We start from the raw sequence: 12,502 nt of genomic DNA on the forward strand, positions 1-12,502 counted from the left end.
CCCGTGACATGGGGACCGCGGTGGCTCCCGCAGCAGAGGAGCAGGTCGGGGGAGTTGGCGGGAACCCGTGGGAAGCTGTCGTTCCAGCCCCTGGGAGATCACGTCGGGGCTTCCTAGCGTGAGCGCTGTCGATCGTCTGCACGGAAAGAGCCCCGGTGACCAAGATCCTGCTCTCGCTCCATGTCCTGGCCGCCATCGTCGCCATCGGTCCCGTGACCGTCGCGGCCAGCATGTTCCCTCCGGCGGCGCGCCGCGCGGCTCCCGCGGGCGGCGGCGCCCCCGGCCCGTCGGAGCTCGGCACGGTCGCGCTGCTCCACCGCATCTGCCGCGTCTACGCCGGTGTCGGACTGACGGTCCCGCTCTTCGGGTTCGCCACCGGCGCCGCGATGGGCGTCCTGGGCAGCGGATGGCTCGTCACCTCCATCGCGCTGACCGCCGCTGCCGCGGGCGTCCTGGTCGCGTTCGTCCTGCCCCGTCAGGAGGAACTCCTCGGGCAGTTGAAGGGCGAGCAGACCGTGGACCACCGGAACACCGTGCAACTCGCCATGTTCACCGGGATCTTCAACCTGCTCTGGGCCACGGTCACCGTCCTGATGATCGTCCGGCCGGGTTCCACGACCGGAGCCTGAGACCGCCCCGTTTCGCCTGTCACGGATGTCCGGTCTGCGTCAAGTCATCCCAGGGAATTCACACTCCGGGACTCTGTGCCGCCTACACTCGCAGTCTCGCCCTCGTGGGGCCGACGAGCAGAAAGGCACGTTGACGGGTGTTCCAGGATTCCCCCATCTACGACCGACTCATCGCGGAGCGCGGCGACGTACCCGCACAGGTGCGCCGCGAGGCCGAACGTGTGAGCAGGGAACTGGAGCTGGTCATGCGGCCCTCGCAGTCCCTCGGCTACGACCGGCCGCACTCCCCGGGAGCGGGCTGGCAGCGCGCCGGCATGCTCCCCGGCCCGCGACCTCAGTGACCCGGCGGCGGGCCCGGTGTGCGCCGGGCCCGGTGCTCAGCGCGCCGTCGCGTTCGAGCCGTTGACGCGCGACGGCTCCTCCGGGACCGGCCGGGCCAGCCACTCGGCGATGGTGCGGGCGATCGGCTGCCCCGTCTCCACCTCGACGAACCCGAACTGCCCCGACTGGTTGCACTCCAGGAACCACCAGGTCCCGTCGGCGTCCTCCGCGAAGTCGAAGGCGCCGTACGCCAGTTCGGCCTCGCGCAGATAGGCCAGGACGCCCGTAGCGACGCGCGGCGGCACGTCGGCCGGCTGCCAGGGCGCGCCGGGGGCCGCGAACCGCACGTCGACCTCGTCGGGATCCGCGTCCGCAGCGGTCGCCTTGCGGGCGGCCAGCATCCGCCCGCCCACGACGGTGAGCCGGATGTCGGCCCGCTTGGCGATCCGCCGCTGTAACAGCGTCGGCCCGAACGCGACGGCGGAGAAGTCCGTGTCCGGCGCGACCCGGGTCGTCGGCACCGCCCGTGGCGGGTCCTGCGGATGCGCGCCCGACACCGGCTTGACCACCAGGTCCGGGTAGCGCTCGGCGAACTCCCGGGCCGCGCGCGGGAAGGTCGTGATCAGCGTCGCCGGCACGGGCAGGCCGCACCGCTGGGCCAGACGCAGCTGCCAGGGCTTGTGCCGGGCCCGGCCGGCCGCGTCGGGATGGTTCATCCAGCGCGCGTCCGAGCCCCGCAGCATGCCGTAGAGCGCCTGCGCGGCCTCCTCGGTCAGCCACGCGGACGGCTGCGTCGCCCGCGCGGCCGGGGTGCCGGGCCGGCGCACCCAGACCGACCGCAACCCCCCGATGCTCACCAGCCGCCCCCCGGCGGACAGATGGCCGCGGAACCGGCCGTGGACGTACTCCCCTGACAGCGCGACGCCCCCCGTGAGGTCGGCGGGGTCGACCCGGACCACCGGAACCCCGGCGCCGTTCAGGTGCACGACCACCATGTCCGCGGTCACGTCCTCCTCACAGGTGAGGATCAGTACGGTCATCTTCGGCGGCCCGCGGTCAGTCGTCGAAGTGGGTCTTGGAACCGGCGGTGGACGTCGTGGTGCCGAACTCTCTCAACACGGCGAAGTCGCAGGCGGCGACCCGGCCGTCGCGGAGCACGTTCAGCTGCAGCCCGGCGTCGTACACGTACGGAGTGGCCGCTTCCAACTCCACTGCCGGGCGCGCGTAGTTGAGCGCGAACGGTTGCATCGTCTCTCCCTCGTCGGTACTACGCCGATCAAGCGAAGGTCCAGGGGCGCGGCCACCCGGTCCGCCGGCTCGTTTCGGCTTCCAGAGACTTATACGAATCGAACGGGTGGTTGGTTTCCTTACTTTCCGTAGTCATCGGGCCGGTTGACGGTCCGGCCGGTGTGACGTACTGCGTTCCCGCTCGCCGAGGGAGCCGCGGACAGTGCGCAGAGCGAGCAGCAGGACACCGATGTCGTCCAGGTACACGGGGTCGGGCAGCAGGTCGGCGGGGAGCACGAAATAGAGGACCGCGCCCCAGAAGACCCACCGCGGGCCGGTGGGCAGCCCCGCGCGCCGCAGATCGCGCCGGGTCCGCACCAGCCGCACGAGGACGCCGACGGCGAAGGCGAGGACGAGGGCCGCGAGACCCGCGAGCAGAATGATCACCGTTGTGGTCGTATCCACGGGCTGCCCTCCTCCTGGCGTGCCGCGACACGGGGTGTCCCTTCCTGGATTCCCGTTTCCGGCGGCTGTATTGCGCCCGGGGCCCGACATGTCGGCGCGTCGGCGGATTTTCCCGTGCGGGCGGTCATCCCGGTGGCTCACCCGAGTGGCACGGTGTGACGGGGGCGCCTAGTAATGGTCACCGTAACGTCGCTCGTCACACGACGGGGGGCGCAGGAGCGGCCGCACTCTTCCCATGGAGGCGAGTATGACCACCTGCTCTTCATCACCCCGCTCGAACGAACCTGCCATACCCAACGAGCCGAACGGGTCCGCCCAGCCGTCCGCCGAGACCACCGTCGCCACCGGCACGTACCAGGTGGAGCAGACGAGCACGCAGCCCGCCGCGCCGGGCCCCGACGGGCCGGACCGGCCGACCGAGCGGCCCGCGGCCCCTGGCCCGGACCACGCGGACCTGTCCTACGCCGCGCCCGCCGCTCCGGGCCCGGGCCAGGCGGACCGGCTGTCGACGCGGCCCGCTGTCCCCGGCCTCGACCCTGCGGATCAGGCACCGGCGCGGCCCGTTTCCCCCGGCCCGGCCGAGGCGTCCGTGCGGCCCGTCGCCCCCGTCTCGGACCAACCTGCCGAGCGGCCCACTGCCGCGCCGGGCTCGGGCCAGGCGGACTTGGCGGCGGAGCGGCCCGCCGCCGCGCCGGGTTCCGGCCAGGCGGACTTGGCGGCGGAGCGGCCCGCCGCCGCGCCGGGCTCCGGCCCGGTGGACTCGGCGGCCGAGCGGCCCGCCGCCCCCGGCCCCGCTCACCTGGACCACGCGACCGCACATCCCGCCCCCGGCGACCTGACGGTGACGGACGGACAGTCGGGCGCCCCCGTCCTGGACCGGAGCGGCCTGGCGGACGCTCACCCCGGTGCCTCAACCCCGGGCGGGACCGAAGCGGTGGACGCGCAACCCGGTGCTGTCGCTCCGGACCGGACGCCCCAGGCGTCCCACGAGCCCGCGCAGCCGCCCGCGCCCGGCCAGGACCAGACCGACCACGCCCCTGCGCGGCCGTTCGTCATCCGCTCGCTGGACGACAATCCGGTGGAGCTCCGGCCCGGCACCGGGCCGGGCACCGGCGGTGTGCCGTACGGCGACGCGGTCAGCGACCTGGTGCACGCCGCCGTGGCGGACCGGCCGCTGGAGGAGGTCGTCGACCTCATCACCTCGCTGGAGGAGTCGCCCGACCACACCCAGGCCAAGGTCGACGCGCTGCGCACCGCCGGGGTGACCCGGCCCGTGGAGGACGTCTCCCGGCTGATCGCCCTGCTGACCAAGCCTCCGCGCGACGCCGACTGCGCGGACGAGGCGATCCGGGCCGCGGCCGCCCACCGCCCCGTGGAGGAGGTGACCCGGCTGGTCACCCTGCTGCACAAGGAGCCGCAGGAGCCCCACGTCCGCGAGGAGGCACTGCGGGCGGCCGCCACCGGCCGGTCCGTCGGCGAACTGGTCGAGCTGATCGACCGCCTCGGCCTGGAGCGCCTGGACCGCGAGCGCCGCCCGCCGAACGGGATGTCGCACCCCGGCGGCGGAGCCGCCGAGCCCGGGGTGCCCGCCCGGCCGGGCAAGCGCCGTGCGGCACGCAAGGCCGCGGCCGGCGAGACCCACCGGACCCTCGACGCCCCGCCCCCGGACCGCGACCGCGCCCAGGAGCGCTTCGCCCGCTCCGTGTCCTGGTCGGGCTGGCTCGCCGCCCTGGCACTCGCCGTGTGCGCGGTGGCCCACTTCCCGCTCCAGCGCGGCGACGCCTCCCTGCGCCTGCACGCGTTCGCCCTCGGCCTGTCGGTGCTGTGCACGGTGCTGGCGCTGCTGCTGGCCCTGCGCCCCGTCGCCGTGGTGCTGGCCGGGGCGGTGCTGGTGCCCACGGTGCTGGCCGGGGCCCAGGCGTACGGGAGTTCCTACCCGGCGGCGTCCCTGTCCCGGGCCGTGGACCTCGCCCTCGCCCCGCCCTGGCTCGCCGCCGCGGTCGCCGTCTGCGCGGCACTGCTGGCCCTCGTCGCGCTGGTCTTCCGCGTACTGGCGCCCATCGCGAGCCGACAGTGGGCGCCCGCACCGGCACCCGAGCCGGGCCCCGTGGCGGAGTGACGCCCGGTCACCGCGGCGGATCCGGACCGGCGGAGTCGCCCCGTCACCGCGGCGGATCCGGACCGGCGGAGTGACGCCCAGGTCACCGCGCCGGACCGGATCCGCTCACCCGTGGGCCCGGTCCAACCCGCGTGCTACGCCCGCGGGCCGGGCATCCCGGCCAGCAACCGGTCCGGCGTGAGCGGGAGTTCACGGAAGCGGACGCCGGTGGCGTGATGGACCGCGTTGCCGATCGCCGCGGCCGTCCCGACGATGCCGATCTCCCCGATCCCCTTGCCGCCCATCGGGTTGAGCCACGGATCGTCCTCGTCGAGCCAGTGCGCCTCGATCTCGCCGACGTCGGCGTGCACGGGCACGTGGTACGAGGCCAGGTCCGACTCGGCGAAGTCACCGAACGCCGCGTCCACGGTGCTGCCCTCGGTCAGCGCCATGCCCAGGCCCATCACCATGCCGCCGACGAACTGGGAACGCGCCGTACGGGCGTTGAGGATGCGCCCGGCCGCGTACACGCCGAGGAGCCGGCCGACGCGCACCTCGCCGGAGACCGTGTCCACGGCGACCTCGGCGAAGTGCGCCCCGAAGGCGTGCCGCGCCCGGTCGCTCTCGGCGTCCGCCGTGCCGGAGGTGTCCGCGCGGGCCTCGATGCCCTGCCCGGGCAGCGGCCCGGTGTGCCCGGCCAGCCGCCGGGCCAGCCGGGCGCAGGCCTCGTGCACCGCCCAGCCCCAGGAGGCGGTGCCGGACGAGCCGCCGGCCAGCGGCGCCGCGGGCAGCTCACTGCTGCCGATCTCGATGCGCACCCGCTCCAGCGGCACCCCGAGGGCGTCGGCGCCCACCTGCGCGAGCACGGTCCGGGCCCCCGTACCGATGTCGGTGGCGTTGACCCGCACCAGGTACGTCCCGTCGGGCAGGGCGCGGGCCGCGGCCGTGGAGGGCCCCACCATGACGGGGTACGTCGCCGCCGCCACACCCGTGCCCCGCAGCAGGGGCCCTTCCCGGCGGACGCCCGGGCGGGGATCGCGCCTGGCCCAGCCGAAGCGCCGGGCGCCCTCCCGCAGGCACTCGACCAGGTGCCTGCTGCTGAACGGCCTGCCGCTGTCGGGTTCGACGTCCGGCTCGTTGCGGACGCGCAGCTCGACCGGGTCCATGCCGAGTCCGGTCGCCAGCTCGTCCATGGCGGACTCCAGCGCGTACATGCCCGGAGCCTCGCCCGGCGCCCGCATCCACGACGGCGACGGCACGTCCAGCGCGGCGACCCGGTGCACCGTACGGCGGTGGGGCGCGGCGTACATCACCCGCGCGGGGACCGCCGCGTACTCCACGAACTCCTTGACGCGGGAGGTGTGCGTGGCGACCTCGTGCGTGAGGGAGACGAGACGGCCGTCCGGATCAGCCCCCAGGCGCAGCCGGTGCAGGGTCGGGGCGCGGTGCCCGACGACGGCGGGCAGGTACCGGCGGGGGAGTGCCACGGTGACCGGCCGCCCGGTCTGCCGGGCCGCCATCGCGGCGAGCACGACGTCGGGCCGTGGTGTCCCCTTGGAGCCGAAGCCGCCGCCGACGTGCTCGGCGGTGACGACGATCCGCTCCTCGGGCAGCCCGAACAGCCCCGCGAGCGCGGCCCGTACGGCGTTGGTGCCCTGGCTGGAGGTGTGCACCGTGAGCCGGCCGTCCTCCCAGCGGGCGGTGCTGGCGTGCGGCTCCATGGGGTGGTTGTGCAGCGGCGGCACCCGGTACGCCACGTCGACCCGGGCGGCCGAGGAGCCGAACGCCCCGTCGGGATCGCCGTGTTCGCGCAGGCCCGGCTCACCGGCGTTGGCCTCCTCGGGCACGTACAGGCCCGGGTGCGAGGCGGTGAGGACCACGTCGTGCTTCTCGGCGTCGTAGTCGACGCGGACGGCGGCGGCACCGGCCCGGGCCGCCTCCAGGGTCTCGGCCACCACCAGGGCCACGAACCAGCCCCGGTGCGGAACCCGAGGGTCCTGGAGCACGGCGAGCGTGGCGTCGTCCGGCTCCCCGAGCCGCGGCGCGTTCTCGTGGGTGAGGACGGCGAGCACCCCCGGCACGGCCAGGGCGGCCGCCGTGTCGACGCCGGTCACCCGCCCCCGGGCGACGGCCGCCGGCACGGGCCAGGCCTGGGCCCGCCCGGGGACGTGGTACTCGGCGGCGTAGCGGGCGGTGCCGCCGACCTTCTCCCGTCCCTCCCGGCGCCCGGCGGGAGCGCCCACGCTGCCGGTCATGCCGCCCTCCTCGAAAGCGCGGTGTCCGTGAGCCGGGACAGCACGTCCACGGCGAGATTCCGGGCGAGCGGCACCTTGTAGGCGTTGTCCCGCAGCGGCTGCGCGGCGGCGAGTTCGAGGTCGACGGCGTGTTCGAACGCGGCGCGGGTGGGGGCCGCGCCCAGCAGCGCCTCCTCCGCCCGCCGCGCCCGCCACGGCCGGTGCGCCAGCGCCCCGAAGGCGAGACCCGCATGGTCGACCACACCGTCCGCCAGCCGCAGCACGACCGCGACGGAGGCGAGCGCGAAGGCGTACGAGGCCCGGTCGCGTGCCTTGCGGTACGCCGACGGCAGCCCTGCCGCGGCGGCCGGCAGCACCACGCCGGTGACCAGTTCGCCGGGCCGGATCTCGGTGTCCCGCTCGGGCCGGTCGCCGGGCAGCCGGTGGAAGTCCGCCGCCGCGACACTCCGGGCGCCCTCGGGGCCGTGCAGCTCGACACGCCCGTCCAGGGCGGCCAGCGCCACCGCCATGTCCGAGGGGTGGGTGGCGACGCAGTGCGCGGAGTGCCCCAGCACCGCGTGGTCGCGGTGGACGCCGTCCCGCGCGCCGCAGCCGCTGCCCGGCTCGCGCTTGTTGCACGGCTTGGACAGGTCCTGGAAGTACGGGCAGCGGGTGCGCTGGAGCAGGTTGCCGCCGGTCGTCGCCGCGTTGCGCAACTGCCCGGAGGCACCCGCGAGCACCGCCTGCGACAACGCCGGGTACCGGTCGCGTACCAGGGGGTGGGTCGCGAGGTCGCTGTTGCGGACCGTCGCCCCGATCCGCAGCCCGCCGTCGGGCAGTTCCTCCACCGTGTCCAGCGGCAGCCGGGTGACGTCGACGAGCGCGGTGGGCGTCTCGACGCCGAGTTTCATCAGGTCGACGAGGTTGGTGCCGCCGCCGAGATAGCGGGCGCCGGCGTGCGCGGCGTACGCGGAGGTCGCCTCCTCGACGCTCCCGGCGCGGACGTAGGCGAACTCCTTCACGGGATCACGTCCTCCACCGCCTCGGCGATCCGCGGATACGCGCCGCACCGGCACAGGTTGCCGCTCAGCCGCTCCCGGATCTCGTCCCGGTCCAGCGGCACCGGCTCACCCGAGGGCGCCCCGGGATCGGTGACGTGCGAGGGGTGCCCGGCCCCCGCCTCGGCGAGCACGCCGACCGCGGAGCAGATCTGGCCCGGGGTGCAGTACCCGCACTGGAAGGCGTCGCGCTCCAGGAAGGCGCGCTGCAGCGGATGCGGTTCCTCCCCGTCGCCGGAGAGGCCCTCGACTGTGGTGACCTCGCAGCCGTCCAGGGCGACGGCGAACAGCAGACAGCTGTTCACGCGCCGCCCGTCCACCAGGACCGTGCAGGCACCGCACTGGCCGTGGTCGCAGCCCTTCTTGGCGCCCGTGAGACCGAGGTCCTCCCGCAGGAGGTCCAGCAGGACCCGCCGGTGATCGACCGTGAGCGTGTGGGGTTTGCCGTTGACGCGGAGCGTCGTCGCCGAGTGGTGCTGGTCGTTGCCCATGTCGTCGGGGACCTTTCCGGGCGGGCCGTACTGCCGTACGGAACGCGTATCCAGCAGCCCCCGACTGACACGTGCGCCCCACGAGGAAGGCGCTACGGCTCCGACTTCACCTTCTTGAAGCGTTCGAGGGTCCGGGTGAGCTGCTGGAGCGGGGACGCGGCGGGCGGACCCGACGGCTCCTGCCGGACCGGAGCGGCCCCGGCGGACTCCTGGTAGGCGGCCAGGGCCTCGTGGGCGCGTTCGGCCGCCTCCCGGTACAGGTCACGCGACTTCGTCATGGCCTCCAGCGCCTCGGCGTACATGGCCACCAGACCGCGCTGGCGCTCCAGCTCCTCCTGGAGCGTCAGCAGGTGCCAGTCCTCCCGCAGCGCGGTGAGGGCGTCCTCGGCGCCGTCGGGCAGGGGTCTCGGGAGCGCCGCGAACCGCGTCACGGCGTCGACGAGGTCGGCCGGCTCCGAGCCGTCGAGGAAGACCGCCCGCACGGAGAAGTCCTGGGCGTCGTACCCCTCGGGGGCAGGCGTGCCGGGCAGCACCGCGGCACCGCCGCGCGGCACCTCGACACCGAGGTCGCGCAGGGCCCAGTTGAGGCCCCGGTGCTGCTGGGGCGCGGCGCGGTGCTCCACCACACGGTGCCGCAGGCCCGGCGGGAGCCACCGCGCGAGCGGCACCCGGCCGCGCTCGTCGGTGGTCATCGCCTCGTGGACGACGACGTGGATGTGCCAGCCGCCGCGCACCGCGTTCCGCAGCAGGCGACGGGTGTCCTTGTCGTCCTGGGGGAGCGGGTTGATCTCCCGCAGGGACAGTTGCGTGGCGGCGTCCTGAACCCAGGCGGTGTCCGGCTCCTCCGGCCAGAACAGGCCCGCCGGGGACGGCCACGCCTCCCGCCAGGGCTGCTCGGCCTCCGCGACCAGCAGCCACTCCTGCATGTCGCCCGGGCCGGGCGCCAGGCTCAGCCGGGCGCGCACGGTCACCGCGTCGTCCACCCGCCAGCGGGCCTCGAAGACCCGCTCCGCGGGGGCGGCCTCGTCGGCGGGCAGCTCCACGAAGTCGTCGATGTCCTGGCTGTCCTTGCGCTGCTGCAACGAGCGCCGGAGAGCGTCTTCCGCGGCGCCCCCGGTACGGCGGCCGCGGGCCAGCCACACCGTGGCGGGGGTCAAGGGGCGGACGGTGGGGGAGGTCGGCATGGGTCCATCTGTGAGCGGGGGTACGTGTGCCTGCCAGTATCGTCGCCGCAGGCCGGCGGGGATCACCCGGGGTCGCGTCCGGGTCGGGGCTCCCGTCCCGTACGTACCTACGAGCGGTCACCTCCCCGGTCGGGACGCGGCTCGCGGCCCGGGACGACGTCGGTCACGCCCGACTCCTCGGCGGTGTCCTCCCCGCCGGGACGGGGTGCGCTCCGGCCGCCGGCCTGACCGCCGCCGGTGGTGCCGTAGCCGCCCGGCACGCCGGGGACGCTGTCCGCGTCGGCCTCGTCGCGGCTGATGTGGCGGGTGGCGCGCACACCGGCGCGCCGCTCCGGGTGCGGATAGCTGAAGGGACGGGCGGCGGCCCGCTCCTCCTCGGTGCTCTCCGGCCGGCTCCCGCGGTCGTTCGGTTCCGTGGTGTTGTCGTCGTTCATGGGGCACCGCGTACCCGTGCCGAGCTGTGCCATGTGAGGACGGGGGCAGCGCCTTGCGGCCCCGGTCGGCGCCCGGGGGCAGGGGCGGGAGTGCGGGGAGTGCGCCCTGCGCGCGGGGTGTGCGCGCCGCGCGCAGACACTTGGATCTCACTCGTGGCCCGGCCCGCAGGGGTTCTTCGACAATGGTGCGCACGAGCAGGGCCCGCCCACCATCCGCATCGGGGCGGGTCCTGCTCGCTCGCCGCGAGGCCCTGGGCCGGCTCGGCCTTCAGCGGGGCGGCAGACCCGCCAGCGCGCCCACCCCGGCGGCGCAGGCGAGGACGGCGCACGCACCGGCCGCGTGGCGTCTGAGCAGGGCGAGCCGCAGGACGGCGTAGCGGCTCTCGTACTCGTGCCGCAGCTGTTCGGCCCGCCGGACCGTGCCGAGCAGCAGCTGACGGGTGACGTCGAGGCGCTTGCGGACGTAGTGCCCGGCGACCTCCTCGGCCTGGGCGGTGGTCAGCCAGGGCATCCGGGCGCACAGGTCCTCGGCCTCGCGCCGCGCCTGGTCGTGGTGGCTCTGGGCGAGGAGATAGCCCTCCACCTCGTCGGCCAGGACGTGAGGCGGCCCGCCGGCCGGGGCCTCGCGTCTGCCGCGTCTCACGGCCGTTCGCCCTTGTGCCCGCCGGCGTCGAGCACATCGCGCCGCCCGCCGGTGTTCTCCGCCTCGTCGAGGCCGGCCAGGTCCGGGTGACGCAGGTCGAAGGCCGGTGACTCGGAGCGGATCTTGGGCAGCGTGAGGAAGTTGTGCCGCGGCGGCGGGCAGGAGGTCGCCCACTCCAGCGAGCGCCCGTAGCCCCACGGGTCGTCGACCTCGACCTTCTCGCCCTTCTGGGCCGTCTTCCACACGTTGTAGAGGAACGGCAGCGTCGACAGGCCGAGCAGGAAGGCGCCGATGCTGGAGACGGTGTTGAGGGCGGTGAAACCGTCGGCGGCCAGGTAGTCGGCGTAGCGGCGGGGCATGCCCTCGGCGCCCAGCCAGTGCTGCACCAGGAACGTGGTGTGGAAGCCGGTGAAGAGCGTCCAGAAGTGGATCTTCTCCAGGCGTTCGTCGAGGACGGTGCCGGTCATCTTCGGCCACCAGAAGCTGAACCCGCCGAACATCGCGAACACGATCGTGCCGAAGAGCACGTAGTGGAAGTGGGCGACCACGAAGTAGCTGTCGGTGACGTGCCAGTCCAGCGGCGGGGAGCCCAGGATGACACCGGTCAGACCGCCGAAGAGGAAGGTGACGAGGAAGCCGGCCGCCCACAGCATGGGCGGTTCGAACGAGAGCGAGCCCTTCCACATCGTGCCGATCCAGTTGAAGAACTTCACGCCCGTCGGCACGGCGATCAGATACGTCATGAAGGAGAAGAACGGCAGCAGCACCGCGCCGGTCGCGAACATGTGGTGCGCCCACACCGTCACCGACAGGCCGGCGATCGCGATCGTGGCGCCGATCAGACCGGTGTAACCGAAGATCGGCTTGCGGGCGAAGACCGGGATGATCTCGCTGATCACGCCGAAGAACGGCAGCGCCAGGATGTAGACCTCGGGATGGCCGAAGAACCAGAACAGGTGCTGCCACAGGACCGCGCCGCCGTTCTCGGCGTTGAACACCTGCGCGCCGAACCGCCGGTCCGCCTCCAGCACCAGCAGCGCGGCCGCCAGCACCGGGAAGGCCAGCAGCACCAGCACCGAGGTGAGCAGCACGTTCCAGGTGAAGATCGGCATCCGGAACATGGTCATGCCCGGGGCGCGCATGCAGATGATCGTGGTGATGAAGTTGACCGAGCCGAGGATCGTGCCGAAGCCGGACAGCGCCAGCCCCATGATCCACAGGTCCCCGCCGACGTGGGTCGTGCGCTCGCCGCCGCTGAGCGGGGTGTACGCGGTCCAGCCGAAGTCGGCGGCGCCCTGCGGGGTGAGGAAACTGCCGAGCACGATCAGGCCGCCGAAGAGGAACAGCCAGTACGACAGCATGTTCAGCCGGGGGAACGCCACGTCGGGCGAGCCGATCTGCAGGGGCATGACGGCGTTGGCGAAACCGGCGAAGGTGGGCGTCGCGAACAGCAGCAGCATGATCGTGCCGTGCATGGTGAACGCCTGGTTGTACTGCTCGCTGGAGAGGATCTGCAGCCCCGGCCGTGCCAGCTCCGCCCGGATGGCCATCGCCAGTGCCCCGGCGATCAGGAAGAACAGGAACGACGTGATCAGGTACAGGTGCCCGATCTTCTTGTGATCGGTGGTCGTCACCCAGGTGACGATCACCTTTCCCCTGCCGCGGCGCTCGCCCGCGGGTACCGGCGCGACGGGCTCGGTATAGGTCGCCATCAGTTC

Annotated in this window: 13 protein-coding genes; 3 read left to right on the plus strand and 10 right to left on the minus strand. The window is 74.1% G+C overall.

All coding sequences use genetic code 11. From position 1 onward, the window contains the following. Positions 1-155: 155 nt before the first annotated feature. Both ABZ386_RS40670 and ABZ386_RS40675 read left to right on the plus strand, forming a co-directional pair. A complete protein-coding gene (locus ABZ386_RS40670) occupies positions 156-629 on the plus strand; it encodes a hypothetical protein (RefSeq protein ID WP_351335369.1) in 474 nt (157 codons plus the stop codon). A 137-nt stretch (positions 630-766) separates the two neighbouring features. After that, complete coding sequence (locus tag ABZ386_RS40675; RefSeq protein WP_031111422.1) at positions 767-970, plus strand: hypothetical protein; 204 nt, start codon at positions 767-769, stop codon at positions 968-970. A gap of 36 nt (positions 971-1,006) precedes the next feature. Here ABZ386_RS40675 and tgmB read toward each other — a convergent pair whose 3' ends face one another. The 3 genes from tgmB to ABZ386_RS40690 form a co-directional block, all read right to left on the minus strand. Next, entirely contained in the window at positions 1,007-1,990 is a 984-nt protein-coding gene (gene tgmB, locus ABZ386_RS40680; protein WP_358968548.1) for an ATP-grasp ribosomal peptide maturase, read from the minus strand. 16 nt (positions 1,991-2,006) lie between these two features. Then, positions 2,007-2,198 (minus strand): putative ATP-grasp-modified RiPP, encoded by a 192-nt coding sequence (gene tgmA, locus ABZ386_RS40685; RefSeq protein WP_031120348.1) that lies wholly within the window; start codon positions 2,196-2,198, stop codon positions 2,007-2,009. A gap of 132 nt (positions 2,199-2,330) precedes the next feature. Next, positions 2,331-2,642 carry a YkvA family protein gene (locus ABZ386_RS40690; protein WP_351335363.1) on the minus strand — a complete coding sequence of 104 codons (312 nt, stop codon included), beginning with the start codon at positions 2,640-2,642 and terminating at the stop codon, positions 2,331-2,333. A 247-nt stretch (positions 2,643-2,889) separates the two neighbouring features. On the opposite strand from ABZ386_RS40690, the gene ABZ386_RS40695 reads away from it, so the two are divergent. Beyond that, the gene (locus ABZ386_RS40695; RefSeq protein WP_358968551.1) at positions 2,890-4,761 is read left to right on the plus strand and encodes a hypothetical protein; all 1,872 of its coding nucleotides are present in this window, start codon (positions 2,890-2,892) and stop codon (positions 4,759-4,761) included. A gap of 134 nt (positions 4,762-4,895) precedes the next feature. Here the strand turns inward: ABZ386_RS40695 and ABZ386_RS40700 are convergent, their stop codons facing one another. The 7 genes from ABZ386_RS40700 to ctaD form a co-directional block, all read right to left on the minus strand. After that, a complete protein-coding gene (locus ABZ386_RS40700) occupies positions 4,896-6,995 on the minus strand; it encodes a xanthine dehydrogenase family protein molybdopterin-binding subunit (protein ID WP_358968555.1) in 2,100 nt (699 codons plus the stop codon). After that, positions 6,992-7,996 (minus strand): xanthine dehydrogenase family protein subunit M, encoded by a 1,005-nt coding sequence (locus ABZ386_RS40705; RefSeq protein WP_358968558.1) that lies wholly within the window; start codon positions 7,994-7,996, stop codon positions 6,992-6,994. The genes ABZ386_RS40700 and ABZ386_RS40705 overlap by 4 nt, the downstream gene beginning before the upstream one ends. Then, the gene (locus tag ABZ386_RS40710; protein WP_356505935.1) at positions 7,993-8,523 is read right to left on the minus strand and encodes a 2Fe-2S iron-sulfur cluster-binding protein; all 531 of its coding nucleotides are present in this window, start codon (positions 8,521-8,523) and stop codon (positions 7,993-7,995) included. Before ABZ386_RS40710 ends, ABZ386_RS40705 begins: the two co-directional genes overlap by 4 nt. Before the next feature lie 92 nt (positions 8,524-8,615). Next, positions 8,616-9,707 (minus strand): hypothetical protein, encoded by a 1,092-nt coding sequence (locus tag ABZ386_RS40715; protein ID WP_358968560.1) that lies wholly within the window; start codon positions 9,705-9,707, stop codon positions 8,616-8,618. A gap of 107 nt (positions 9,708-9,814) precedes the next feature. Next, positions 9,815-10,141: a hypothetical protein gene (locus ABZ386_RS40720; RefSeq protein ID WP_358968563.1), complete on the minus strand. Its 327-nt coding sequence runs from the start codon at positions 10,139-10,141 to the stop codon at positions 9,815-9,817. Between the two features lie 268 nt (positions 10,142-10,409). Further along, a complete protein-coding gene (locus ABZ386_RS40725) occupies positions 10,410-10,784 on the minus strand; it encodes a hypothetical protein (RefSeq protein WP_351335344.1) in 375 nt (124 codons plus the stop codon). Next, positions 10,781-12,496, minus strand: a complete 1,716-nt coding sequence (gene ctaD, locus ABZ386_RS40730; protein WP_351335341.1) for a cytochrome c oxidase subunit I — start codon at positions 12,494-12,496, stop codon at positions 10,781-10,783. The genes ABZ386_RS40725 and ctaD overlap by 4 nt, the downstream gene beginning before the upstream one ends. Positions 12,497-12,502 lie beyond the last annotated feature (6 nt).

The sequence above is a fragment of the Streptomyces sp. NPDC006140 genome, from assembly GCF_040628815.1.
Classification (GTDB): Bacteria; Actinomycetota; Actinomycetes; order Streptomycetales; family Streptomycetaceae; genus Streptomyces.